The organism is Terriglobus sp. TAA 43 (assembly GCF_000800015.1).
In the GTDB taxonomy this organism is placed as follows: domain Bacteria; phylum Acidobacteriota; class Terriglobia; order Terriglobales; family Acidobacteriaceae; genus Terriglobus.
In genome coordinates this window covers 2,060,278-2,083,731 of the sequence record NZ_JUGR01000001.1, presented here as the reverse complement: position 1 = coordinate 2,083,731, position 23,454 = coordinate 2,060,278, and the positions used below count along the sequence as shown (strand labels likewise).

Here is a 23,454-nt window from a genome sequence, read left to right as displayed (position 1 = left end):
GTTACTTCGATTTCGTCGATCACGCCAGCACCACCTCAGCTTCCAATTCTTCTTCCAACGCGCCGGAGAAAGCTCCGGCAAGTTCTGCTGTCGTTGTATTCACAACAGCATCACCATCCAACAGCACTTCAAGGCGATCTGCCGTGACCGTGCCCAGCGGCGCAACAAACACACCGTCAATGCCCGCGATTGCGGCGCGCACCTGCTCCAATGTTCCCGGAGCAATGGTGGCGATAACGGACGAACCAATCTCACTGAACAAGCGTTCGATGCGCAGCAACGGATCGTTGCCAACGTTCATTGCAATGCGTGCGCCCAGGCCCTTCGGGAATGCTGCGCGTGCAAACGCGGTGAGGCAGCCACCATCCGTCAGGTCAGAGGCACTGTTCAGCAAACGCTTATCCGCAAGCTGAACCAGCGCCTTGTGCAGCGCAGCTTCTTCCTGTACGTCCAACGCGGTTGGCTTGCCCCAGACTTCACCCAGCACTGTCTGCGCGAACGCAGAGGAACCAAGATCGCGCTGCCATTCGCGTCCACCGCCGCGATACGCGGACAAGAAGACGATCTCATCGCCTACGTTCTGGAAGCCATTGGGCACAGCCTTGGTGACGTCGTCCATGATGCCCACAATGCCGAGTACCGGCGTGGGGAAGATGCCTTCACCCTTCGTCTCGTTGTAGAGCGAGACGTTGCCGCCGGTGATGGGCGTGCCGAGCGCAGTGCAGGCTTCGCTGATGCCGTCGATGGCCTGCGAAAGCTGCGCCATGATCTCAGGCTTCTGCGGGTTGCCGAAGTTCAGGCAGTTTGTTGCCGAAACAGGCGTTGCGCCGGTGCAGGCGACCTTGCGCGCAGCTTCTGCAACGGCGTGCATTGCGCCAAGCTTCGGATCGAGCCATGTCCAACGACCGTTACCAGCAAGCGCCATGGCAAGGCCGCGTTCCGGCTTGCCGTCGCCCCCAGTGCCCTTGATGCGGATGACACCGGCTTCGCAGCCGGGGCCCTGCACGGTGTTGGTCTGCACCATGCTGTCGTACTGCTCGTAGATGTGGCGCTTATCGCAGATGTTTGGCGATGACAGCAGCTTCTTCAGGTCCGCGGTGTAGTCGCGGGGCTTCTGCAGTTCTGCGAGCACAGCGGTAGGAGCGTCGAGTGATACCGGAGCCTTCCACTCGCCTACGGGGCGGTGGTAGACCGGAGCGTCGTCCGTCAGCGATTCGTTCGAGAGGTCCGCGACCAGTTCGCCGTGGTGGCGCACCTTCATGCGGTTCTCCGGGATGACCGTGCCGACGACCGAGGCGTCGAGGCCCCACTTGTCGAATACGTCCAGCACTTCCTGTTCGCGGCCCGCATGGGCTACGAGCAGCATGCGCTCCTGCGATTCAGAGAGCATGATTTCGTAGCTGGTCATGCCGCTGTCGCGCTGCGGAACGAGGTCGAGCTCAATCTCAAGTCCAACGCCGCCACGTCCACCCATCTCGCAGGTGGAGCAGGTGAGGCCAGCCGCGCCCATGTCCTGAATACCCGCAACTGCGCCTGTCTTCATGGCTTCCAGGCAGGCTTCGAGGAGGAGTTTTTCGAGGAACGGATCGCCCATCTGCACGTTGGGGCGCTTCTGTTCGCTGCCTTCCTTGAACTCTTCGCTGGCCATGGTGGCACCGTGGATGCCGTCGCGGCCGGTCTTTGCGCCCACGTAGATCACGGGATTGCCCACGCCGGTGGCCTTGGCGTAGAAGATTTCGTCGTGGCGCACGAGGCCGAGTGCAAATGCATTCAGCAGGGGATTGGTGCTGTAGCACTCTTCAAAGCGCGTTTCGCCGCCTACGTTGGGCACGCCGAAGCAGTTGCCATAGCCCGCGACACCATGGACGACGCCTTCCATTACGCTGCGATTCTTCGCGTAGTCGATATCGTCAGAGCCAGAGGACTTAGCCGTGCTGTCTGCTTCTTCCGAGGTGTCTTCCGTCACACCGTGGAAGGACTCTTCTGCGGAGGCGCGCTTCGTCACGTCCTTGGAGCCAGTAGCAGGCGACAGCGGGCCAAAACGCAACGAATCCATCACTGCATACGGACGCGCGCCCATGGTGAAGATGTCGCGCAGAATGCCGCCCACGCCCGTTGCTGCGCCCTGATACGGCTCAATGTAGCTGGGGTGATTGTGGCTCTCGATTTTGAAGGCGCAGGCCCATCCGTCGCCCACGTCGATAATGCCGGCATTTTCACCGGGACCCTGCATGACAGAGCCTGGACCGCTGGCGCGTGTGCCCTTGGTGGGCAGGCGCTTCAGGTGGACGCGGCTGCTCTTGTACGAGCAGTGCTCGCTCCACATGACGGAATAAATGCCAAGCTCCGTGAGCGATGGAGTACGACCCATCGTGGCGAGAATCTTTGCGTATTCCTCGTCGGTGATGTTGTGTATTTTCAACAGCTCCGGCGTGACGTTACACGGCGTCGGAACTTCTTGTGACTGGGCTGCGGCAGGCGTAGTGGCAACCGCCTCCGCCTCGTGTGGGATGGCTGTGGGCTCGCTCACCCTTCTAGTGTCGCATGAACGACGCCCCGGTTTGCACCCGGAAAGCCGGTTAGCGCCAGCCTTCTACGTCTGTTCCGCTGAAAACGCGCTCCCGGTGCAGCATTCCTGTGAAAAACATGTACGGATGCAGCAGATCCAGCGCGCCCGCAGCGTTCAGTTCAGTCATTTGTTCCGTGGTTAGTTTCACTTCCAGCGAAGCGATGTTGTCCTGTAACTGTTCCAACTTGGTGGCGCCGATGATCAACGAGGAGATGGCCGGACGTGCAAGCGCCCATGCCAGCGCTACCTGCGCCATCGGCCTGTCAATTTCTACAGCCACCTTGCGCAGCGCTTCCAGCGTGGCCCAGTTCTTCTCCGTGTACTTGTGAAAGACGGGGTTCGCGCCGCCGCCCAGAACGCTCAGACGTCCTTCGCCGCTGCCCTTGCCGTCGTCTTCACGCTTGTATTTTCCAGCCAGGAAGCCGCTGGCCAGCGGGCTCCACGGGGTGATGCCGATGCCGAACTCTCGGGCGCAGTCCACGTGCTCGCGTTCAATCGTGCGTTCCACCAGCGAATACTCCAGTTGCAGGCCGATTGGCCCTGGAACGCCATGTGCCTGCGCCAGCGTGGCGACTTTCGCGGCGTACCAGGCTGGGACGTCGCTGAAACCGAAGTAGCGAATTTTTCCTGTTCGTACCAGATCGCCAAGCGATTGAAGCACTTCCTCCGCTGGCGTGACCGTGTCCCAGGCGTGCATCCAGTACAGGTCGATGTAGTCTGTCTGCAGACGTTTCAGGGACGCATCGAGAGCGCGGTACATGTTCTTGCGACCGTTCGCGCTGCCGTTGGGATTCCCCTTTTGCGCTTCGCAGGTCATGGTGAACTTCGTTGCCAGCACCATGCGATCGCGCAGATTCCGTGCGGCCATGTAGCCGCCAATCAGCTCTTCGCTGCGCCCGTTGGCATAGGTGTCGGCGGTGTCGATAAAGTTGCCACCTGCGTCTACATACGCGTTGAAGATGGCTTCGGAAACCTCATCCGGCGAGCCCCAGCGCGGTGTTCCCATGGTCATGGTGCCAAGGCAAAGCGGAGAGACAACAAGTCCCGAACGGCCGAGCGTGCGATAGCTGGTAAGTGTCATAGCAGATTCAGCATACCCCGCGTCGCTATTCGGACTGCTGGCTTGGTTACACTGTCTTTCAAATGCATAGGGTTGAAAATACGAGGCGAGTTTTGGGCATGGTTCGCATCATGCCGCCGGATGCCTCATGGCCAGAGATGTTTTGGCACGAGCGGGAACGCCTGAAGACGTTTCTTGGCAACGTCGCGGATGAGTTGGAACACTACGGTAGCACTGCGGTGCCTGGGCTCAGCGCGAAACCCATCATCGACATGATGGCTCCCATCCCATCGCTGGAGGATGCCGATGCATTGGTGTCGATCCTGGCTGGAGCCGGATATCGCAAGCTCGACGCGGGATTTTTCAAACGGCGCTTCTTTCGCAGAGAGCCGCGGGGACAGCAGCCGGCATTTCATTTGCATCTGGCCGTGTGCCCGAGATGGCCAATCAAGAATGAGTTGCTGGTGCGCGACTGGCTTATCCAACATCCAGACATTGCGCGAACCTATGAGGCCCTAAAGATGGACCTTGCGATGGCGTATGGCGACGACATGCCGCGATATACAGCCGCGAAGACCCCTTTCCTGCGCCACATCACAAATCAGGCACGCGAGAGTCGGGGTCTTCCAATGGAACACGACTGGGAAGAGTAGCCTTTGCAGTTTTTGAAACGGGACCTAGTTGTGTCCCGTTGAGCCGAAGCCGCCTTCGCCACGATGCGTCGCTTCCAGATCGTCCACTTCTTCAAACGTGGCCTGCAGCTTCTTCACAATGCGTAGCTGCGCGATGCGGTCGCCCGCGCTGAGTGTGATGGGGGCATCGGTCACGTTGGTCAGGACGACTTTGATTTCGCCGCGATAGCCGGGGTCGATGACACCCGCGAGCGTGGTGATGCCTTTCACGGCCAGACCGCTGCGGTCTTCCACCAGCGCGCCGTATTCCTCAGGAAAGGCCATCGCCAGACCGGTTGCAACAAGGGCCGTTTTGCGCGGCTCTACCGTGGCTTCGTGAACGCTGTAAAGGTCGGCGGCCAGATCGCCCCATGCGCCCTCATGGGCATACTTGGGCAGCTTGGCATCGGAGTGAAGGCGCTTGGTCGGAATGTGCGGCATGCCTACAAGCTTAGAGCCTTAGGCTGAGGGAATCCTAGACGCCAGCCAGTAACTGCTTCCGCTTGCGCAGCAGCAACACGGCTCTCGCCAGCATAACCATCTGCACGGCAACCACCGCCCACACTACGGACGGATGCTGTGTCGGGTTCACCATGACTGAAATGAACGTAAGGCACGCCGCTGCAATAACCGTCACAACGGACTTCTTCCGCAGCTTGTTCGCTTCGTCCTGCGTCGATGGGTCACAACCGCAGTTGCACATACGTTTATTGTGCGCCTGTTACGGGGCGAAAACAATCACGGAGCGGCATTCCAGCGTGTGATGACGCGGGTGCCATGCTCCCATCCCAGGACGCTGATGGTGGCCGTGGACAGCGCAAGCCGCTGCCCGAAAACGCCCGGTTGCTCAGCCCACACCGCCGCCAGAATGCGGAATATGTGGGCATGCGCGAACAACGCGCAGCGTCCGCCATGCTGCAGGCAGCGATCAATCACCAACTGTGCACGCGCGGCGACCTGATCTATGGATTCGCCACCGGTAATGGGATCGTCCCAAACGCTCCATCCTGGTTCGGCCGCCTGAATCTCCGGAGTGCTCTTGCCTTCGTACACGCCGTAGTTCCATTCCTGCAGATTCGGCTCGACTTCCGCGCGATCACCCAGTCCAGCAAGCGCTGCGGTATCGCGTGCGCGTTGCCGCGGGCTGGTCAGCACCAGGTCAAACTGTGTCTTGGCAATCACTGACGCAAGGGCTGTTGCCTGCTCACGTCCATGTTCCGTCAACGGAAGATCTGTGTAGCTGGTGTGCTTGCCGTTCAGCGACCACTCTGTTTCACCGTGACGAAAGAGCCACAGCTCCGCCTGCCTTGTTTTTTGTTCTGTCATTGCACTCTTTGGATGTGATTAGAGGTAAGCCGTTACATCAAAGCCCACGATGCTGTTCTTCGGCAGCTTCGATTCAATGGTGGTGCGTGCGGGCGCGTTCTTGCCGAAACGTCCGGTGTAAACCTCGTTCATGGCGACGTAATCGTTCATGTCACGCAAGTACACAATAACTTTCAACACCTTGTGCATGGACGAACCGGCGTTCAGAAGTTCCTTCTCCACCTGATCCAGAAGATATGCTGTTGCGGCGCGGATGTCGTCTGGTTCCGGTGCAATCCACGATGTTTTCGCCGAGAGATACACCACGTTGCCGAAAACAACTGCAGGCGAATAAATGCCCGCGTTGGGGTGGTTCGGGTTAATGGCAAGATACTTTGCTTCTTCGGTGCTCATGTCTCTTATTCTCTCGCATGCCGTCAGATGCCGGCGACCAAATCCATCTCTACCAAAGTGGGATGAGGTGTACGCGTGATGATGGTGGTACGTGCAGGTGGGTCTTTGGGAAAGTGCTGCGCAAAGACTTCGTTCATCGCAGGCACATCCTCTGGGCGTTGCAGATAGACGGTGATCTTCAGCACGTTCTCCAGCGATGAGCCTGCATTGGCAAGCTCCTTTGCAAAGGCGTCCAGAACATGATTCGTGCAGCTACGAATATCAGTTGGATCAGGTGCAGTGCCTGAGCCTTTGCCGGAGAGAAACAACAGGCTGCCCCATTGGACCGCGGCCGAATAGACCGCAGCGGTGGCTGGCCCCATGCGATGAATGCGTTTGCGCGGTGGTGCATCTACTGCGGGAATGGATGCAAGCGCGAGTGCGCGCGTGGCAAAGGATCGACGCGTGATCGCCATATCTTCCTCCTGAACGGAAACGAGAGATGCTTATTCGCTACAGCATGCGCAGTGCGCGGTTCACTTCCACAGCTTCCATTTGCAACTGCGTCACCATGTCGGTATCGCCACGTCGTTCGGCTTCTGCAATGAGGCCGCGCAGTTCGCTCTTACGACGCTCCAGTCTGCGTCGTTCAAGCGTATGCAGTACATTGCCCACTTCGTTGGCAAGCATCGCAGGATCGCCTATGGCGTCTTCGTGCAGCAGGCGTGCCAACATCTCTCGGCTACGATCGTCAGGCGCTGACTCCAGCGGATTATCCGTTAAGGGAGCACCGGCAAGCGCTTCGATCAACTCTCCTGCAGCAAGGCCATCAAGCCATTCAGGATGCGCGGTGAGTTCGCTTGCAGCACGTTGGCGTGCGCGGTCTGTTTCAGGCTGCACCAGCGCTCGCAGCAGGATACGCTCTGTCTCGCTCAACTGCATGGCTGACGTACTGCGTACGCTCTCCAGCCGATGCGTTGCCGCATGTTGCAACTCCTGCCGCATCAGGGAGGAGTCGATGCCCAGCTTCTGCGCGGCATCATCGACGAACTGCGTGCGCTGAATTGCAGAGGGCAAACGACGCACATGAGGCAGCAGGAAATTGACTGCTTTTACCTTTGCCTCGGCGGTGCGCTGCGGAAACAGGGTGCGTGCTCGGTCAATCAGGTACTCCGCATGGGGCTTCGCATTGCGCAACGCTTCGGCATAGGCTGCAATGCCACGTTCCAGAACATACCGATCAGGATCAAGGCCACCTTCAAGCGTCATGATACGGACTTCAAACTCCGCTTCAGTTAACAAGGCTAACGATTTCTCGGCAGCGTTTGCGCCTGCAGTGTCGGGATCAAAATTTACGACGACGCGTTTGGTGAATCGCGATAGCAATCGCACCTGATGTTCTGTGAATGCCGTGCCGCTGGTCGCGATCACTGGCTGCAATCCGGATGTGAATACGCGGATGCAATCCATCTGTCCTTCCACTAGCAGCGCGTAATCCTGCGAACGGATCGCGGCCTTTGCCTTGTCGAGGTTGAAGAGAACCTGGCCCTTCGTATACAGCGGCGTCTCGGGCGAGTTCAGATACTTCGGCCCGCTCTTTTCATCGCTGTCCAGAGCACGCGCTGTGAACGCAATCGTCTTGCCTGCTTCATTGCAGATGGGGAAGGTGATTCGCTTGCGGAAGCGCGCATATAAGGACCCAACGGGTCTGCCTTCATCACTCTGCTCGCGCGAGGAGAACAGGCCGCTGGAGCGCATCGCCTCATCATTGAAGTGCTTGGAGAGCGCTTCGCGCATGTGATTGAAATCGTCTGGCGCATATCCGATGCGGAACATGTTGATCGTGTCCGCACTGACCGCTCGGGTGGAGAGATATTCACGCGCACGCGCCGCTTCTGCCGATTGGAGCGCCTGCTGGAAATACTGCGTTGCGGCTTCATGAATGTCGATGAGCTGCCGCCGCAATCCCGCCTGCGCTGCCTCCTCCGGTGAGTTCCATTCGCGTTTCGGCAGCGGGATTCCCATCTTCTGTGCGACGACGCGAACGGCTTCAGGAAACGAGATGTTTTCAAGCTTCTGCACGAAGGTGAATACGTCGCCCTTGGCATGACAGCCGAAGCAGTAAAAGTATCCATGCGCCGCATTCACGCTGAACGACGGTGACTTTTCCTGGTGAAAGGGGCACAGGCCGCTGAAATTTTGCGCGCCACTCTTGCGCAGGCGCACATATTCGCCGATCACCTTGACGATGTCGGTGGCGGCTTTTACCTGTTCTTTGAAGTCGTCGGCCACTGCTGTTTACAGGTTACGCTGGCGTGCGGTCGCCGTGGCTGGGCGGCTGGCTGATGACGAGCATGCGCACGTCAGCCTGGCTGCGGTTGATGGCGGTATGTGCCTGGCCGGGGTGGACTTCGACGCCCTTGCCGGTAGTGACGACGAAGTCATGATGCTCCACTTCCAGCGTTAGTTCGCCCTCCAGCACAAAGAAAAACTGCCGTGACTTTGTGTGGGAATGGCGTTCCTCGCTGCGTCCCGGCGGCATACGTTCCTCAATGACGCTGAGTTCTTCACCTTTGACCAAATGCCATCCATCGCAGTCGATGCCCCACGTGTAATGTTCTGCGTTGCTGGTATCGACGATGCGCGTGGGCATACCTTACTTCTCCTTCAAGCGGGGCATCAGTGCCACAAGATTTCCGGGGCGGGTGCGGCGGTCGAACTGGTGGACAAGTATCTCATCCCATGCCTCAAGTACGGCATTGGTTGAGCCTGGAAGCGCAAAGAGTAACTTGCCGCCACTTACTCCGCCGAGAGCACGCGATAACATCGCTGCTGTTCCAATCTTCTGGTAGGAAAGCATACGGAATAACTCCCCGAAGCCTGGTAATTCTTTGTCCAGGAGCGGTCTCACTGCTTCTGGGGTGATATCGCGTCCTGTGATTCCTGTGCCGCCAATGATGAGGATCGCATCGATCTCCTCAACCGCTATCCATGCACGTAAACATGCTTGAATGCTGGCGATTTCATCGTGCACAACATTGCGTGCTGCCGACAGATGGCCTGCATCGGTCAGCCGCTGCACCAGTGCATCGCCGGAGCGATCATCGGTGATGTTGCGCGTATCACTGACAGTCAGAACCGCAATGCGTATCGGTTGGAAGATAACTTCAGGCATAGATTTCGTTTCTTCGGAAAGAACGAAGGGCATCCTTTTTCGGATGCCCTTCGAGTACTTCGTTGCCTTACTTACATGTTGAAGTTTGGCTCATGCTCATCTTCCACGCCGTAGCGGCGCAGCAGATTCGGCAGGTTCTGCGAGAAGGCCGCACGCGGCATCACAGAGTTGCATCCCGCTTCCACGGCCTTCGCCTTCAGGTCGCCCTGCAGATGCGATAGGAAGCCGATGATTGACGTGCCCTTCTTCAACTTGGCCTTCAGCTTCGGAATCAGGGTAAGCGGCTTGGCGTTGGCATTGTTCAGATCAAACACAATCAGCGACGGATGATCGTGTTCCGGCAGTTCCGCCAGATGGGCAACAATGTCCTTTTCCGGCTTCATGAATGCGACCTTCACACCCTGTAGGCGCGCCGTCTCCTGGATCTTCGCAGTAAAGAACAGGTCTTCAATGAAGAAGTAGATGTGCGTTGGTGCATCTTCCGGAATAGCCACGGCGCGCTGATGGTGCATCAGTTCGGGCGGAAGCCGGTCTTCGTTGAAGTGGTGGTTACGGTGGTTGTTCTGCCGCGAGCGATGGTTGCCGTGGATCTCAATGGTGCTGGCCGGCGTGTCGGCATAGTTGCCGTTCACCTCGCGGTAGCTGTGATCCATGGGACCCACGAACGAACGCGGTCCGCGCTGCTGCTGCTTGCGGTTGCGGCCACGGTTGCCAATGCCGGAGTTACTGCCCTGCAGGCTGTTACCCGGCTCGGGGCGAGGCTGACCATCGCCCCGTCCACCGTGTTTCTTCTTTTTCCAGCGCTTGCCCTGACCCTGGCCTTGGCCCTGCTGCTGACCATTGTTCTGGCGGGGTTGCTGCTGCTGGTTGGCATTCTGCGCGGGAGCGGCCGCTTCGCCACCCTCTGCGCCGACTGTTGCCTGCGGTGTCGCGCCTGCCTCACCGTTTGCGGCACCAGGACGACTCTTGCGCTTGCGACGACGACGGCGGCTCTTTCCTGCTGCTCCGCCGGGAGCGCCATTCGATGCACCTTCCTCGCTGGCTGGGGAGGAAGACGTCGGAGCCACAACGGCAACATTGGGCTCGGGGAAGTTCAGTTGCTCTGCGTTCATGCTTCTTCTTTCTGTCTCTGGCCCTGCGTTTTTGTGCGCGCAGGACTCTTCTGGCGGTTCTTAGCCGCCTTCGTTACGGGTGCCGGGTTGGCCGGCAGACACGGGATGCGTTCAGAAGGGAAGTGCGTCTCAAGCGTTAACTCGAAATCCTGCGGGAGAGGGGCAAATATCTTGCCCGTTTCGTCCCGGAATCCTTGTGCAGTTCGTTTGCCATGCATGCCGCTTACGTTGCGACAGCGTTTGGTATTTCGGCTTGCATCTGAAGGTCGCCGGAAGCGGCTGGCACACAAACGAAATAAAAGGATGTGGTGCCGAGCGGTTCTCTGCGCCTTATCTTCTGCTCTCTGTCCTCGGCACACGAAACCCGGGCCGGACGGAGAGAATTCACTTTCAGTGTCTAAATGATTTCGTTCCTGCCTGCGATCTTCAGCGAGCGGCTACCCGGGCGAAATGCGTGGGCCATGCTCAGCCGGTTCATCAGGCAACACCAATCTACTCGTATTGGAGCAAGGATGCAAGTCCCTCGATGCACTATTTTTTGTGCAATGAAACTCACTCCAACGGAAAACGGCCACTCCGGGTGGCCGTTTCGTCGAACTTAATGGCCATCACTGGCCTCCTAAAGGGTCTTGCTGCCGGGGCCGGGGCGCCGTCTGCTCAGTCCGGACCACTTTGGGTCTCGAATCTGGCGCGGTCTGCATCGCCGGGCCGGGTGGTTCTGGTGCATTGGGCTACCAGCTTTGCCAGCAGCACCTATCCGCACATTCTTCCCGCCTTTCCTTAAAGCAGGTTGTGTGCCAAACCAGTAGTTTCCGTTTTTTACCGGAAATTCGCAGAAATGGTCTGCATATCGTTCTTGCGTATACCAAATTTGGAATATCCGTGAATATCACTTTCTGACAGATGGAATCTGTCCCCTTCTGTGCAGGAGCAGATTGTGGAGGATAATAGATGTGTGACCCGCATTACCCCCGCCGACCTTAATCCCGACCCAATGACACTGGACCTGCGCCTGGAGCCCGGTTCCGTGGACTATGCGCGCGACGTCCGCCAGATCGGCCCGTTGGCCGTCAAGGGCACAGCAGAGCGTCTCGAGGAATATCGCGGTCCCCGCGAGATTGTGGAAGACATTCGCCTGCGTGCACATCTTGCGGGCGACTTCGAATTGCTGTGCGGCCGCTGCCTGGAGCCGATTCAGCGGCACGTGGAGCAGACCTTTGACCTGGTTTTCCGGCCTGCCGGTGCGGATTCTGACCCTGGTGAGCGGAGTATCAGTGAAGCCGAGACAGAAATCGGGTATTATGAAACGAGCGGCCTCCTGCTGGAAGACGCGGTGCGCGAGCAGGTGCTCCTTTCCCTGCCCGATCGCTCGCTCTGCCGGGAGGATTGCAAGGGACTTTGCCCCCACTGCGGAGCGAACCTGAATGAGACAACCTGTAACTGCGGAGAGCAACATAGTGATCCGCGGTGGGCTGCGCTCCAGGGCTTGGGTGTGGAGAAGTTATCCGGCAAGTGACGTGCTGAACGCTGGCACTGCGAGGTTGCACCAGTTCGTAACGAACGCTTCCGAACACGCGACAAAAACGAGCGTGAACGGGGGCGATTGTGTTGATTTTCGTATTGAAAGGTAAGACCGATGCCGAATCCAAAGCGTCGCCATTCCAAGCAGCGTACGGCCAAGCGCCGCTCGCACGATTTTTTGACCGCCCCCAACTCGGCTAACTGCCCCAGCTGCGGCGAGCGCAAGCTGCCTCACCACGCCTGCCCTAAGTGCGGCGAGTACCGTGGTCGGGCCGTTGTGGCCGCGACCAAGGAAGCTTAAACAGCCCCGCATTCGTATTCCTTCTGAATGCTGACTGACATCGTCCTTGACGCAATGGGCTCCGAGAAGGGGCCTGAGCCGGAAATCCGCGGCGCTATTGCCGCGTGCCGACACTACCCAGTGCGTATTCACCTGGTGGGGCCGGAAGACCGGATTGCGCCCGCGCTGAAGCACCATCTGATGGGCGAGCATCTGCCCATTGAGGTGGTGCACGCCTCCGAGTGGATCAGCATGGACGACAAGGCCGCGCAGGCTGTCCGCCAAAAGCGGGACAGCAGCATGCGTGTAGGCCTCAAGCTGGTCCGTGAGGGCAAGGCTCGCGGCTTTGTGACTGCCGGTAACACCGGCGCCGCCATGGCTACGGCCAAGATGGTGCTGGGTACCCTGCAGGGCGTTGACCGCCCCGCCTTGGCGACCATTCTGCCTACGCAGACAGGTTCGCCGTGCGTCATGCTCGACTCCGGCGCCAACGTCGACAGTGATCCCCACAACATCGTTCAATTCGCCCTGATGGGGCAGATCTATGCGCAGAACGTGCTTGGCATTCCTAAGCCACGCATTGGACTGCTTTCCATTGGCGAAGAAGACTCAAAGGGCAACGCGCTGACCCGCGAAACGCTTCCGCTGCTTCGTGACCTGCAGGAGCGGAACGTGCTCTATCACTTCTTGGGCAATGTGGAAGGCCGCGATCTGTTCAACGGCCGTTGCGATGTGGTGGCCTGCGACGGTTTCGTGGGCAATGTCGCCTTGAAGACCACGGAAGGCATCGCCAAGCTGGTATCCGAAAGCCTGAAGCAGACCCTAAAAGCGACGATCACCTCTCAGGTGGGCGCGCTGCTCTCGCGTAAGGCATTCAAGAACTTCAAACGTCGTCTCGATTACTCCGAGTACGGCGGTGCGCCGCTGCTGGGCGTACGTGGCGCATGCATCATCGGGCACGGATCGTCGAACGAGACTGCCATCCTGAACGCCATCCGCGTCGCCAGCCAGTTCGCGCAGGCGGATGTCAGCCGCCACATCGAAGCAGCGCTGGAAGCCGCCAACGGCACAGCGGCTGTCCAGGCCTAAGCACGCCTTAGTCGATCCATCCCACATTCCTTCCGCACGTTCACGCTCGGCGCACCCCTCATTGAGCCTTGCGTTCACCCGGTCCAAGTCGTCATAGACCTTAATGGTCGCTCTCGAGCACGGGGCAACCGAACGTCGTAAGCCCTGTTATTGGGGCGATGTTTCGCCGATATACTGAGGCCATCCCGCACATCCTCTTCACGCTCGCTGCGTGTTTGTGCTGCACCCTCTTGTTTTTTGGAGCTTCTATGTCTCGGATTCGCCTCATGCTGTCACTCGTCTTTTTGAGCGGAATGTTGCTGCATACACCCCAGGTCCGCGCGCAGGAATCCGCAACGGTGCAGGTGTCTTCGGGAGTAAGCTACCAGTTTCTCGGGCGGTGGGATGCGGCGAAGTTGAACCAGGTGCTGAAGGTGGACGCGCCAAAGTTCTTCGGCGTGAACGTGGCCTATACGCCGGCAGTGAATGCGGTGAAGCTGTATCGCATAACTTACTCGTCCGTGATCCCGGAGCGAGGCAATAAGCCTACTGTCGCCAGCGGCTTGCTCGCTATCCCCGATACAGGCGCTTCCAGCTATCCGATGATGTCCTACCAGCACGGCACCGTGTACGGGAAGCAGCAGGTGCCGTCGTTCCCAGAGCAGTCGCCGGAGACGCAGCTTGCTTTGGCCCAGTTCGGCGGCCAGGGATACATCGTCATCGGCGCCGATTACTTCGGCATGGGTACATCGAAGGATCCTGAAGGCTACATGGTGAAGGGAAGTCATCAACAGGCTACCTACGACATGTTGATCGCGGCGCGCGCGGTTCTTACGCAGATGAAGATCGCTTCGCCCAAACTCTTTATCGGTGGCTGGTCGCAGGGCGGTTTCGTGACCATGGCATTTCTTGAAAAGTTAGAGAGCGCGGGTGTCACTGTTTCTGCCGCGGCAACTGCCAGTGCACCGGTGGACGTCTACGCAACGCTGAGCGGCTTCCTCGATTTCCCGCGTAAGAACGATGCTGATTGGGTTACGACGCTCTTCATCCTCTCGTCTTTTTCTTATGAGAATTACTACGGCGTTCCCGGCCTGGCGCACTCCCTGCTGAAAGATGAGTATTACGAGCTGAGCCGTAGCGCCTATGAGCGCACGCCCTTCGACGCGACCAAGGTTCCCACGGACGTCCACAAACTCATCCGCGACGAATACTTCGACCCGCAATTCTTCGCTAACTCAGCCTACGGTCGCATCGTGGCTCAGGCACAGACCTATCGCTGGATCATCAAGAGCCCGGTACACAACTACTATGGCGAGACCGACGAGGCCATTACGCCCGGCATTGGCAAAATGGCAATGACTTATCAGCGCGCGATTGGTGCAGGTAATACCAAGGTGGAGGCGATCTCCACGGGCGATACATCGCATCGCGGAACCTATGCCACTGCGGTGCCGCAGTGGAAGGTGTGGTTCGATTCGCTGGCAAAGTAAGTCGCAATGAACTTGCATCCACGCGTCCTCACTTCCACTTTGCTTGCTGTCGCAATGTCTTCCGGCATGCACGCACAAAACAAAGCCGTGGTGTCCGTTGCAACGGCCCCCGCGGCTGCCACCAATCCCACGTTCCTGTTTCGTTCGCTTTCCATCAGCAACGAATGGGATGGTGTCCATGCAGCAAGCGATACCAACACAACGACGCTCAGCTATACAGAGCCTTTTCGACATGCCGCGAACAGTCTGGGCGTTTCGATTCCTCTCGCAACGACAAGCGATTCCGCGTCGACATCAGAGCCACCTTCGCATCCCTTTGTCGCGTCCACTGCGTCCACAATCGACAAGCCGTCCGTCGTGCTCGGCGATATCTCCGTCAGCGGCCAATGGATTCCATGGCTCACACGGCATAACGGCGTCCTGCTGACAACTACCGTCGGCGCTCCCACATCGCAGGACAGCAGCGTAGGCAAAGGCAAATGGGTTGTAACGCCCAGCGTGGCTGTCTCGCATTTCTGGGGACCGCACTTCCTGCTGGCGCAGTTCTTTCAACAGAAGGTCTCATTAACTGGGCCTGCTTCGCGTCCTGATGTGAATCGGTCCGACCTTGACCTGTACATGAGCGCCAGCCCCCACAGCCTGCGTTGGTGGATGACGGCAGATCTGAATCTGGGCATCGACCAGGCGAATCACAATCACACGCCTTCTTCCGTCACCGCCAGCGTGGGTCGCGGCCTCCGCAAAACGCGAGGCGGATCGCTCAACGGTTCAGTGATGGTAGGCGCGGGTATCGGCGCTTACCGCCCCTACGACGTCGTGGTCACCGCCGGAATCTCATTGGTTGGCTTTCAGTGGAAGCAGCGGTAATTCACTTAAACCGCATATCAGACCATTCAGGTCCTAAATCATGCCATTCGCTGATTTCTCGTCTCGGCTTTAACTAGGACTAATCTAGTCTTCTTTTCGAAGCAGCGTTGAGGGACGTTGCTCTTTCCAGACTCTTCGGAAGGAGTGCAAACAGCATGAGCCATAAAACCAAGTTTAAGATTCAACGCGCCTTAGGTATCGAGCTACCCGGTCTCGGCAAGCCTGGCGCTCTGGAAAAACGGAACTATCCACCCGGCCAACATGGGGCCAGCCGCAAGGGCAAGCCGTCGGAATTTGCCCTTCAGCTTCGTGAGAAGCAGAAGGTGATGTTCCACTACGGCCTGCGCGAGGAGCAGCTTCGGCGCTTCGTTCGCGAGGCGCGCCGAGGCAGCAACAGCGGCAACTGGATTGAGCAGTTGCTCAGCCTGTTGGAACGCCGATTGGACAACGTGGTGTTCCGCCTCGGCTTTGCGCGCAGCATTGCCGCCGCCCGCCAACTGGTTTCCCACGGTCACGTTCTGCTGAACGGCCGCCCGGTCAACATTGGCAGCATCGTGGTTCGCGTGGGCGATTTCGTTCGCTTGACCGAGTACGCTGCCGGAAACATGACGGAACCGGCGCGCACCAATCCGCGTCTGGATCTGCCCAGCTATCTTCAGTTCGCCACACCGGATACCAACACGCACGGCCGAATCCTCAGCATGCCGGGATCGCACCATGTTCCGTTTGAGCTGAACACGAAGCAAGTGGCCGAGTACTACGCGCAACGCGGCGTCTAAAACCTTCCCCTCAACCTTTCACAACTGCAGCAAACAGGAGAACACCACCATATGTGCATTCCGGTACGCAATCATCTCCTTGCCGAACGAGAAGGCCTCGGCGGTGTCTCTCTCTGCGGTTGTGGCACGCTCCACCTCTCTGTAGGCGGAGTTACCCTTCGCCTCGCGCCGGAAGCATTCCATGCCATGCTCACCATGTGCCAGGACGCTGCGCAGCAGCTCCTATTGGAAGGCGGCTTTCCACCGCTCCCAGCTTCCGCCCGCGTCCTCCACTAGCCGCATTCCCGCCGGGGCCTCTTGCTCACGTAAGAGGCTCCGTCCCGCCTTTTATCATTTCCCCGGCTCCAACGCAGCTCTCTTAGGCCATATCCCTGCCATCAGGCATGCGCGGCTCCAGCCGGCACACCTGCTAAACCTGACAGTTCCCCCAGACTGCGAATCGGGTGAGAGTGAGTCAGGAGATGCGCAATGAAGAGACCCTTCCTTACAGTGTTGGCATTCGGCAGTGTGATGTTGCTCGCCCGCATTCCAGCGATTGCACAGGACACCCAGGCACAGACGTCTGCAACCCAAAGTTCTCAGGGTTCAACGGACAAGGATATTGAGCTGCTGCGGAAAGATATTCGATCACAGAAGAAACAGCTCATCGCGGCAAACGTGCCACTAACGGATGCGGAGGCGCAAGCCTTTTGGCCGGTCTACGACAAATACACTGCCGATCTTGTGAATGTGAACAACGACAAATACGAGTTGATCAAGGAATACGCACAGGGTTACGACACGATCACCGATGCGCAGGCCGACGACTGGAGTACGCGTCTGTTGAAACTGGATTCGGCAGTCACATCACTGCGGCTCCAGTATCAGCCCGCCTTCCGTAAAGTTCTGCCGGCCAAAAAAGCCGCGCTATACGAGCAGGTAGAGCGGAAAGCGCAACTGCTCATTGATGTACAGGTTGCTGTAGCGATTCCGATTGCACAGCCGTAGCCTCGTTATTCGTCAAGATAGATTCCATGTAATCCAAGCAGCATTCACCTTTTGGGAATGCTGCTTTTCCTCCAAGTACCGTTCCACGCGTGACTCTGCTCACGGAACCAGTTCGAACTGGCGGAGTTGCATCTTTGCGCCGGAAAGACTGCGTTGCGCAGCAAGGTGGAACTTCACTACAACTTCATTGAAAGCCATGTCGTTCGCGTTCTTCATAGAGAAGCGCAGATCCTCGCGCACGGCAGGGCGATAAATCGAAATAGGGCTTTGCAGGCTGGATACCACAGGCACGCGTCCCAGGGAGCGTTCTATGGTCTGTCCGTTCGCCATCCGGTTACGCAGAATCAATTCCACATCCACACGTCCCAGACGGTTATCTGCATTCGTCAGAGCTACGTGCATTGCAGAACAGCAGCTTGCGTCTACGCGATTCGCCAGCGGCTGCACTGCTTCCATGGTTAGCGGTGATTGGTCGGCGGAATGAACGTTGGCTTTCAGTGGATCGCCTCTCTGCGTGCGTACGCCCGTGGCGCCGGGAAGAGGGTGCACTTCAAAGTAGCGATAGGCGCCATCAAACGCGATCACTAAAGGCTGCGTAGGGCGCATGGTTTGCGACATCGCAGCGATGGACTTCGGCGTGATGTTCACTAGTTTCTGTTTGGGCAGGGGCGGCGCCAGCAACACAATGCCGCGATAACCGAAGAACACGCTTTGTATACGCGGTGGCTGCATGGTTTGCTTCATTCCTGCCAGCACCACGGAACTGACTTTGGAAGAGCCAAGCCCCATCCGTAGAAACGGCGTCAGCGCAAGGCAGGTCAACAGGAAGCAGGGAAGTACAGCAGCGCGGCGACTGTGTGTGCCAATCTTTCCGGTCACGCGTACATCCGCGGGAGCAAGCGTGGTGAAGCACCACACCGTTGCGGCCGTCAGCACAATCATCAACGACATTGCAGTCGTGTTGCGCCCGCCTGCGCCCGCTGCAATCGTCCCCAGGATCAACGCGGCAAGGAACACGGCTTCACGCGCCGGTGGTGTGCGCCGAAGTTTACGCAGCGAATCGAACAGTTCCCACTCTGGGGTGGACGGCATCTCGTCGTGTTCGGCTGCGGTCACGGCCAGATGTTGGCGACGAAAGAAGTGCGTCAGAATCGCAGCAATCGGCAACGGTGCCAGCATCAGCCACACGGCATGTTCGTTCCATACCAGCGTAAGCAATGGAAGCCAGAGGGCCGCGCTCCACGCATACGCTCGCAACGATGCTGTTGGGCTGCCAAGCTCTTCACGAAAGACGCGGCAGATGCCCCAGATCATAGCCAGAGCGCAACCCGCCGCCAGCGCCATCAGCCACGCCGACCGCGAAAACAGCCGTGGCCACGTGAGCGAATGAGCCGCAGGTACGGACACAAATGCCACTACCAACCACGCAGAAAGGAACCCCACCACCATGGGAAGTACCCAGCTGCGCCAGTGCTGTTGCGTCTTTGCGTTGTTCATGAACCGCATTCTGCCTGAATGAATGAACCGCTTGCAGCAAAATTGTGCCTGACGAAAAAATATCGAGCGCACAGCGTGCTTCCCCGTCTGTACCGTTAGAGAGCCATGATGATCTCCGCGGAAGGGTGCCGTTTGACCTTGGCAGTAACGGACAGCATAGAGCAGACCACGCATACCAATGCGGCGGATTCGGTCGCTTCGTTGGTGCCGCTCTATGGCACGCTGCTGTTCCGCGTGGCTCACGCTGCTCTCCGCAATCGGGCAGAAGCGGAAGACGTAGTGCAGGAAACGTTTGTGCGTGTGTTGCAGCATCATCACACGTTGCAGGAAGTGCGCGACATGCGCGTGTGGCTTGTACGCATTGCATGGAATCTTGCGCTGGATCGTCGTCGCCGTATCCGTCCATCGCAGATGGACGATGCTTTTGCCGAAGCGCTCGCTTCTGCTACGGTGCCTGCGGATAAGGCGCTGGTACAGTCGGCCCATCTGCGGTCCGTGTTGGAAGAGATGGAACGATTGCCCAAGGCAGAGTGTCATGTGCTTCTTCTGAATGCAGTCGATGAAATGGGAACCGCGGAAATTGCGGAAGTGCTGCAGAAATCAGAGTCCGCCGTACGAGCGCTGCTTTTCCGCGCACGTACACGGCTTCGAGAACGAGTAGAACGCCGATGGCAGACAAGGAGAAACGCATGACGCACCAAAACCAACATGACCCGGCTATCGAAGATGTCCTGCATGCGCTTCGCACCACGGAGCCATCGCAAGGCTACGAAGCCCGCATTTATAACGCGCTGGCGAGCGCCCAATCAGAACGGAGCGTAGCGAAGGGCCCACTGGCCTCTCTGCTGCCACGTCTCTCGTGGGCAGCAGCCTGTGCAGTCGTGGTTGTACTAGGTATCGCCGTACGGTCACATCTGCAATCGACCTCCATGCAGCAAAGCAGCCCTCGTAATATCGCTCAATCGAATGAGCTATCGCCACAGCCAGACGCTGTCACGACGGCAATGACACCGGTGACTGCACCCAAGAAGCAACCACTGCCGCCACGTACAAAGAACGCACAAAATCTCGAAGAGATCGCGCAGCCTCGGCGTATTGAAGTCGCCATTCAGACACACGAATACATCCCCGAACCGCCCTTGCCGTTGACCCGACAAGAGCGTCTGGTCATTCGCATGATGCGCCATAACACTGCGCAGCAACTCTCCGAATACACACCTGATGCGCGTGCGCGCCAGCTACATGATGACGCGCAGGCTTATCACGACTATTTTGCGGCAACGTCTCTCGATGGCCAGCCCATCTACGTGCAGTCCATGGAACATCCACAAATTTCTGGAGCAAACTAAATGAAACTGTCCGCCCTCGCACTGACCATCACAATGCCTATGGCTCTCGTGCAGTCCCATGCGCAATCCAACGCGCAACAGACCTATCCAATTCACAGTTACCAACTTCACTACGCCACATCGCAAGCAGAACAGAATGAGATCCTCACCGCCATCCGTAATGTCGGCTCGCCAAGCGTAAAGATGTTTCTCGTTCCCAGCCAGAGTCAGATCGTCGTTAGCGGCACGCCAGAGCAGAACGAGCAGATCGTCGAAGTGCTCCACATGCTCGACGTACCGGCCCCGCTCTATCGCCTCACCTACATCTTTACGGAGACCGATGGTGGGAAACGCATTGGTGCACAGCAATACAGCATGGTGCTCGCACCGTCGCAGCGTATGCAGCTAAAAGAAGGTGACAAGGTCCCTGTGATGACCGGTTCCTTAGACAAGGACACAGGCGGCGTCAGCAAGCAGACCACATACCTCGACGTAGGCTTCAGCTTCGAAGCGACCGTCACCCCCTATGGTTCGGATGGAGTTCGTCTTCAGAGCAAAGTGGAGCGTTCCGCCATCGCGCAGGAAAAAACCAGTGTTCTAGCGGAAGACCCACTCATCCGGCAAAGCATGATCAACGGTGTCGTAAATCTCAGCCTCAACAAGCCACAACACCTCGGAAACATCGACGTCATCGGTAGCCCGCGTCAACTTCAAGTGGATGCGCTCGTTGAGGTTGTGAAGTAGCCGTCATCGCCTCCAGTGTTCGGATATCCCGCTACACGCGCAGCAGCGGGATACATCCACACCGCTCAGAGTTCACCCACACGCAATGTTCTGGTCTCCGTCTCGGCGAGTGACTTCACTTTGCCAAACCAGTCCATGTTTCGCGTGAAATACATCGCTGCGGCTACGGTCAGGAAGCTGCCAATCGCGCCGACCATCAGCGCATTGTCCTCAAGCCTTAACAGCAGATAGATCATGGAATACAGCGTGCCGAAGACACCCAGAGCGCGTAGTGCCTGTACACGTGATTCGAAGATCCATCCTGCGTTTGCCGCCAGCAGCAATACAGTGGCACCTCCACCCAGCGCAAAGCCGCAGCCGAATCCGATGTGTTCCGCGAAAGAAAGTAACAGTAGATAGAAGATCAACTGTGCCACGCCCACCAGCACATACTGCGCCACATGTACGCGTCTTCCAGTTGTTGCCTCAAATACAAAATAAGAAAGAAAGATAACGCCAAGAAACAGCGGCGCATACTTCAACGCACGCGTCACCGATTGATAGGGATCGGCTACCTCCACGAGTGAAACGCCCATCGCGGTGGCGTCGAGCCCACTGATATTCTCAGTAACACCTTCTGAAGCTACACCGCGCGCAATGAATGGAATGTTCCACGTTGCGCGGAAACCTTGTGGTGTCACTTCACGCGATACGGGGGCAAACGCGCCATCAAATCCAGGACTAGGCCAGTCGCCCACTTGCGTTACGCGTGTCGATCGTCCATACGCTAACAGTGCGATATGCTGCGCGCCAGATAACTTCATCTTCACTGTCACAGACGTGATAGTCCCACGCGCGATCGCATCGTTGATACCTGTGCCGAACAATGCAACGGACTGTGTATTTTTCTCGGACGAGAGTGACAGGCGAGGCGAGATACGTGAAGGCTGCAGTGTATGTACTGTTCCATCAAGCTCTGCGACTGCATCTGATTGCGCGCCACGAGCGTCACTCATGCCCACCACAATCTCTGCGTCTTTCCAGGCGATTTGCGCATTTTGAGGCAGGTTTGCACTTAATCGATTTGTATCGAATGTGGCACGCATCTCTGCGTCTGCCTGGAATACTGGGACGCGAAACAACGACCGCCGCCGCTCCTGCGTCTGGATCTTCACCGTTGCGTTGGCATCTGTTGCAGAGAGGAAGTACACCTCATGCAGCTCTGGTGCCTTATCTACCGCGGGAATGGAATACGGTATCAGCAGTGTTGGTCCCAGCAGTGTCTGCGCACCACCCACACTGCTACTGATTTCCTTCACAATGTCGCTTTTGCGGCCCGTGCGCTCTTCCACCAGTCCATTGATCCATATGGCAAACAGGCTAAGGATGATCGTGAGCAGAGTCAGAACAAAAAGCTTCATGCCCATCGATACGCTGGTGAATAAACGCCCTGTAACTGCGCTTATAGGTGAGACAGGGGATGTGGATGCCATGCGAACTTCCTCCTATAAAGAACTTTGCAATGTAAAGTTACGATGCAAAAAATTAAACTTCTGCGGGACGCATCCGGCCGCGAGGACTTACCTTCGATCCTTCCGCTACTTTGGCAGCGTCACGAACCACTTGCTCTAGCGTCTCCAAATATTCCAGATAACGCTTCTTTCCATGCGGAGTAATTCGGCACAATGTCTGCGGACGATTCTTCTCGTGTCCTTTTTCAATCACCACCATGCCATCCTGTTCGAGGATGCTGAGGTGGCGACTCAGATTGCCATCCGTCAGAGAACACATTGCTTTGAGTTCAACGAAGGTAAGCCCTTTGGGGTGCGTCAGTAACGATGTCAAAACGCTCAACCGCGCGCGTTCATGAATCAGTCGGTCAAGCCCCTCGTATGCAAATCGTCCTTCCTGTTCAGGCATCGGCATCCTCCTCGGCAGCACCATCAAAACGAAGTACCGCAGCGATCAACATCTGCCCCAGCGCGAAGGGCACACCCATCACCCACGGTGATAGCGCACGTGCGTCGCCGATGGCCATCGCTGCAACGCCTGTTCCCAGGTAGAGGCATGCAGGTGCAAACATTGTCTTTGGCAACGAGCGGCAGGAGGCAAACACTCCCAAGCTGAAGATCACCTGCCACAATCCTGGCAACATCCAAACCGCGTGCGGCACTGCGAGCACCAGTACGAGCGTTACTAACAGGCCCGCGAGCAATGACGGCACAAACTGTTGCGCCGCCATACGAATCATTTCGTCGGATAAGCCTGAGTGCATCCTTCGGCTGCGTGTATAGACCGTTACCCCAGATAACACCAACGACAAGATTGCTGTGGCAAACCATACTGCGAGATAACGCACCGGCATATGCGATGGATCGGGCACCAGATACGGCTGTACCGTTGCCGCGATCACAGCAAACAAGGCCGTACAAACCACGGCAACAGGCCCATAGCCCCGAAACTCGGTGCGATCCGCTACTTGCTTTCGTATCGCGTGAATGTCACCCAGCGCCCGCCGCAGATCCGTCATGGCCGCCCTCTACTTTGCAATGTAAAGTAACTCGGCGAAATGTTGCAAGCAAAAAGAAACGGCCTCTACCGAAGCAGAGGCCGTTTGTTGGAGTGCAAT

General features: G+C 57.7%; 27 protein-coding genes. 12 read left to right on the top strand and 15 right to left on the bottom strand.

Features of this window, described 5'->3' with window-relative positions; genetic code table 11:
* Positions 1-19 precede the first annotated feature (19 nt).
* Both purL and M504_RS08865 read right to left on the bottom strand, forming a co-directional pair.
* A complete protein-coding gene (gene purL / locus M504_RS08870; protein ID WP_084214231.1) occupies positions 20-2,530 on the bottom strand; it encodes a phosphoribosylformylglycinamidine synthase subunit PurL in 2,511 nt (836 codons plus the stop codon).
* Positions 2,531-2,579: 49 nt separating this feature from the next.
* Positions 2,580-3,650 carry an aldo/keto reductase gene (locus M504_RS08865; protein WP_047490308.1) on the bottom strand — a complete coding sequence of 357 codons (1,071 nt, stop codon included), beginning with the start codon at positions 3,648-3,650 and terminating at the stop codon, positions 2,580-2,582.
* 98 nt (positions 3,651-3,748) lie between these two features.
* Between M504_RS08865 and M504_RS08860 the strand changes: the two genes are divergently transcribed.
* Positions 3,749-4,282 (top strand): GrpB family protein, encoded by a 534-nt coding sequence (locus M504_RS08860; RefSeq protein WP_052200545.1) that lies wholly within the window; start codon positions 3,749-3,751, stop codon positions 4,280-4,282.
* Positions 4,283-4,306: 24 nt separating this feature from the next.
* Here M504_RS08860 and dut read toward each other — a convergent pair whose 3' ends face one another.
* From dut to M504_RS08815, 9 genes are all read right to left on the bottom strand, one after another.
* Complete coding sequence (gene dut / locus M504_RS08855; RefSeq protein ID WP_047490306.1) at positions 4,307-4,741, bottom strand: dUTP diphosphatase; 435 nt, start codon at positions 4,739-4,741, stop codon at positions 4,307-4,309.
* A gap of 34 nt (positions 4,742-4,775) precedes the next feature.
* Entirely contained in the window at positions 4,776-4,937 is a 162-nt protein-coding gene (locus M504_RS08850; RefSeq protein ID WP_198137558.1) for a hypothetical protein, read from the bottom strand.
* Between the two features lie 101 nt (positions 4,938-5,038).
* Positions 5,039-5,626 carry a histidine phosphatase family protein gene (locus M504_RS08845; protein ID WP_047490300.1) on the bottom strand — a complete coding sequence of 196 codons (588 nt, stop codon included), beginning with the start codon at positions 5,624-5,626 and terminating at the stop codon, positions 5,039-5,041.
* An 18-nt stretch (positions 5,627-5,644) separates the two neighbouring features.
* On the bottom strand, positions 5,645-6,019 hold the full coding sequence (locus M504_RS08840) for a RidA family protein (protein ID WP_052200544.1): 375 nt from the start codon (positions 6,017-6,019) through the stop codon (positions 5,645-5,647).
* Positions 6,020-6,042: 23 nt separating this feature from the next.
* Positions 6,043-6,474, bottom strand: a complete 432-nt coding sequence (locus M504_RS08835; protein ID WP_047490297.1) for a RidA family protein — start codon at positions 6,472-6,474, stop codon at positions 6,043-6,045.
* Between the two features lie 37 nt (positions 6,475-6,511).
* On the bottom strand, positions 6,512-8,290 hold the full coding sequence (gene dnaG, locus M504_RS08830; protein WP_047490294.1) for a DNA primase: 1,779 nt from the start codon (positions 8,288-8,290) through the stop codon (positions 6,512-6,514).
* 13 nt (positions 8,291-8,303) lie between these two features.
* A complete protein-coding gene (locus M504_RS08825) occupies positions 8,304-8,651 on the bottom strand; it encodes a cupin domain-containing protein (RefSeq protein WP_047490290.1) in 348 nt (115 codons plus the stop codon).
* Positions 8,652-8,654: 3 nt separating this feature from the next.
* Positions 8,655-9,173, bottom strand: a complete 519-nt coding sequence (locus tag M504_RS08820; protein WP_047494143.1) for a molybdenum cofactor synthesis domain-containing protein — start codon at positions 9,171-9,173, stop codon at positions 8,655-8,657.
* 71 nt (positions 9,174-9,244) lie between these two features.
* Positions 9,245-10,285, bottom strand: coding sequence for a hypothetical protein (locus M504_RS08815; RefSeq protein WP_047490287.1), 1,041 nt, complete (start codon positions 10,283-10,285; stop codon positions 9,245-9,247).
* 955 nt (positions 10,286-11,240) lie between these two features.
* On the opposite strand from M504_RS08815, the gene M504_RS21765 reads away from it, so the two are divergent.
* The 8 genes from M504_RS21765 (at position 11,241) to M504_RS08780 (ending at position 17,277) form a co-directional block, all read left to right on the top strand.
* Positions 11,241-11,801: a DUF177 domain-containing protein gene (locus tag M504_RS21765; RefSeq protein WP_232296216.1), complete on the top strand. Its 561-nt coding sequence runs from the start codon at positions 11,241-11,243 to the stop codon at positions 11,799-11,801.
* Positions 11,802-11,921: 120 nt separating this feature from the next.
* A complete protein-coding gene (rpmF, locus tag M504_RS21760) occupies positions 11,922-12,107 on the top strand; it encodes a 50S ribosomal protein L32 (RefSeq protein WP_084214228.1) in 186 nt (61 codons plus the stop codon).
* A 27-nt stretch (positions 12,108-12,134) separates the two neighbouring features.
* On the top strand, positions 12,135-13,175 hold the full coding sequence (plsX, locus tag M504_RS08800; RefSeq protein ID WP_047490281.1) for a phosphate acyltransferase PlsX: 1,041 nt from the start codon (positions 12,135-12,137) through the stop codon (positions 13,173-13,175).
* 248 nt (positions 13,176-13,423) lie between these two features.
* Entirely contained in the window at positions 13,424-14,644 is a 1,221-nt protein-coding gene (locus M504_RS08795; protein ID WP_047490279.1) for a S9 family peptidase, read from the top strand.
* A gap of 6 nt (positions 14,645-14,650) precedes the next feature.
* A complete protein-coding gene (locus M504_RS08790) occupies positions 14,651-15,511 on the top strand; it encodes a hypothetical protein (RefSeq protein WP_047490276.1) in 861 nt (286 codons plus the stop codon).
* A gap of 155 nt (positions 15,512-15,666) precedes the next feature.
* Positions 15,667-16,290: a 30S ribosomal protein S4 gene (gene rpsD, locus M504_RS08785; protein WP_047490275.1), complete on the top strand. Its 624-nt coding sequence runs from the start codon at positions 15,667-15,669 to the stop codon at positions 16,288-16,290.
* 51 nt (positions 16,291-16,341) lie between these two features.
* Positions 16,342-16,566, top strand: a complete 225-nt coding sequence (locus M504_RS22050; RefSeq protein WP_156785143.1) for a hypothetical protein — start codon at positions 16,342-16,344, stop codon at positions 16,564-16,566.
* A gap of 192 nt (positions 16,567-16,758) precedes the next feature.
* A complete protein-coding gene (locus tag M504_RS08780; RefSeq protein ID WP_232296215.1) occupies positions 16,759-17,277 on the top strand; it encodes a hypothetical protein in 519 nt (172 codons plus the stop codon).
* A gap of 99 nt (positions 17,278-17,376) precedes the next feature.
* On the opposite strand, the gene M504_RS08775 is transcribed toward M504_RS08780, so the two are convergent.
* Positions 17,377-18,774: a hypothetical protein gene (locus M504_RS08775; RefSeq protein ID WP_156993636.1), complete on the bottom strand. Its 1,398-nt coding sequence runs from the start codon at positions 18,772-18,774 to the stop codon at positions 17,377-17,379.
* Between the two features lie 132 nt (positions 18,775-18,906).
* On the opposite strand from M504_RS08775, the gene M504_RS08770 reads away from it, so the two are divergent.
* From M504_RS08770 to M504_RS08760, 3 genes are read left to right on the top strand one after another with little or no spacing between them, the layout of a single operon-like run.
* Positions 18,907-19,467, top strand: a complete 561-nt coding sequence (locus M504_RS08770) for an RNA polymerase sigma factor (RefSeq protein ID WP_232296214.1) — start codon at positions 18,907-18,909, stop codon at positions 19,465-19,467.
* The gene (locus M504_RS08765; RefSeq protein ID WP_047490266.1) at positions 19,464-20,123 is read left to right on the top strand and encodes a hypothetical protein; all 660 of its coding nucleotides are present in this window, start codon (positions 19,464-19,466) and stop codon (positions 20,121-20,123) included. The genes M504_RS08770 and M504_RS08765 overlap by 4 nt, the downstream gene beginning before the upstream one ends.
* Positions 20,124-20,846 carry a hypothetical protein gene (locus M504_RS08760; RefSeq protein WP_052200543.1) on the top strand — a complete coding sequence of 241 codons (723 nt, stop codon included), beginning with the start codon at positions 20,124-20,126 and terminating at the stop codon, positions 20,844-20,846.
* Between the two features lie 65 nt (positions 20,847-20,911).
* Here the strand turns inward: M504_RS08760 and creD are convergent, their stop codons facing one another.
* Genes creD through M504_RS08745 form a run of 3 tightly spaced genes read right to left on the bottom strand, consistent with a single transcriptional unit; the run spans position 20,912 to position 23,355 of the window.
* Positions 20,912-22,318: a cell envelope integrity protein CreD gene (gene creD, locus M504_RS08755; protein ID WP_084214227.1), complete on the bottom strand. Its 1,407-nt coding sequence runs from the start codon at positions 22,316-22,318 to the stop codon at positions 20,912-20,914.
* A 52-nt stretch (positions 22,319-22,370) separates the two neighbouring features.
* Positions 22,371-22,745 carry a transcriptional regulator gene (locus M504_RS08750; RefSeq protein ID WP_047490263.1) on the bottom strand — a complete coding sequence of 125 codons (375 nt, stop codon included), beginning with the start codon at positions 22,743-22,745 and terminating at the stop codon, positions 22,371-22,373.
* Positions 22,738-23,355, bottom strand: a complete 618-nt coding sequence (locus M504_RS08745) for a hypothetical protein (RefSeq protein ID WP_047490260.1) — start codon at positions 23,353-23,355, stop codon at positions 22,738-22,740. Before M504_RS08745 ends, M504_RS08750 begins: the two co-directional genes overlap by 8 nt.
* Between the last annotated feature and the right edge of the window lie 99 nt (positions 23,356-23,454).

Coding starts and splice junctions, on each gene's coding strand:
- M504_RS08750 (WP_047490263.1), bottom strand. CDS start 22,745: ATGCCTGAACAGGAAGGACGATTTGCATACGAGGGGCTTGACCGACTG.
- rpsD (WP_047490275.1), top strand. CDS start 15,667: ATGAGCCATAAAACCAAGTTTAAGATTCAACGCGCCTTAGGTATCGAG.
- plsX (WP_047490281.1), top strand. CDS start 12,135: ATGCTGACTGACATCGTCCTTGACGCAATGGGCTCCGAGAAGGGGCCT.
- M504_RS08780 (WP_232296215.1), top strand. CDS start 16,759: ATGAAGAGACCCTTCCTTACAGTGTTGGCATTCGGCAGTGTGATGTTG.
- dut (WP_047490306.1), bottom strand. CDS start 4,741: ATGCCGCACATTCCGACCAAGCGCCTTCACTCCGATGCCAAGCTGCCC.
- M504_RS22050 (WP_156785143.1), top strand. CDS start 16,342: ATGTGCATTCCGGTACGCAATCATCTCCTTGCCGAACGAGAAGGCCTC.
- M504_RS08840 (WP_052200544.1), bottom strand. CDS start 6,019: ATGAGCACCGAAGAAGCAAAGTATCTTGCCATTAACCCGAACCACCCC.
- M504_RS08860 (WP_052200545.1), top strand. CDS start 3,749: ATGGTTCGCATCATGCCGCCGGATGCCTCATGGCCAGAGATGTTTTGG.
- rpmF (WP_084214228.1), top strand. CDS start 11,922: ATGCCGAATCCAAAGCGTCGCCATTCCAAGCAGCGTACGGCCAAGCGC.
- M504_RS08845 (WP_047490300.1), bottom strand. CDS start 5,626: ATGACAGAACAAAAAACAAGGCAGGCGGAGCTGTGGCTCTTTCGTCAC.
- M504_RS08765 (WP_047490266.1), top strand. CDS start 19,464: ATGACGCACCAAAACCAACATGACCCGGCTATCGAAGATGTCCTGCAT.
- M504_RS08775 (WP_156993636.1), bottom strand. CDS start 18,774: ATGAACAACGCAAAGACGCAACAGCACTGGCGCAGCTGGGTACTTCCC.
- M504_RS08790 (WP_047490276.1), top strand. CDS start 14,651: ATGAACTTGCATCCACGCGTCCTCACTTCCACTTTGCTTGCTGTCGCA.
- M504_RS08745 (WP_047490260.1), bottom strand. CDS start 23,355: ATGACGGATCTGCGGCGGGCGCTGGGTGACATTCACGCGATACGAAAG.
- M504_RS08795 (WP_047490279.1), top strand. CDS start 13,424: ATGTCTCGGATTCGCCTCATGCTGTCACTCGTCTTTTTGAGCGGAATG.
- M504_RS08825 (WP_047490290.1), bottom strand. CDS start 8,651: ATGCCCACGCGCATCGTCGATACCAGCAACGCAGAACATTACACGTGG.
- M504_RS08865 (WP_047490308.1), bottom strand. CDS start 3,650: ATGACACTTACCAGCTATCGCACGCTCGGCCGTTCGGGACTTGTTGTC.
- M504_RS08760 (WP_052200543.1), top strand. CDS start 20,124: ATGAAACTGTCCGCCCTCGCACTGACCATCACAATGCCTATGGCTCTC.
- M504_RS08820 (WP_047494143.1), bottom strand. CDS start 9,173: ATGCCTGAAGTTATCTTCCAACCGATACGCATTGCGGTTCTGACTGTC.
- M504_RS08835 (WP_047490297.1), bottom strand. CDS start 6,474: ATGGCGATCACGCGTCGATCCTTTGCCACGCGCGCACTCGCGCTTGCA.
- creD (WP_084214227.1), bottom strand. CDS start 22,318: ATGGCATCCACATCCCCTGTCTCACCTATAAGCGCAGTTACAGGGCGT.
- M504_RS08815 (WP_047490287.1), bottom strand. CDS start 10,285: ATGAACGCAGAGCAACTGAACTTCCCCGAGCCCAATGTTGCCGTTGTG.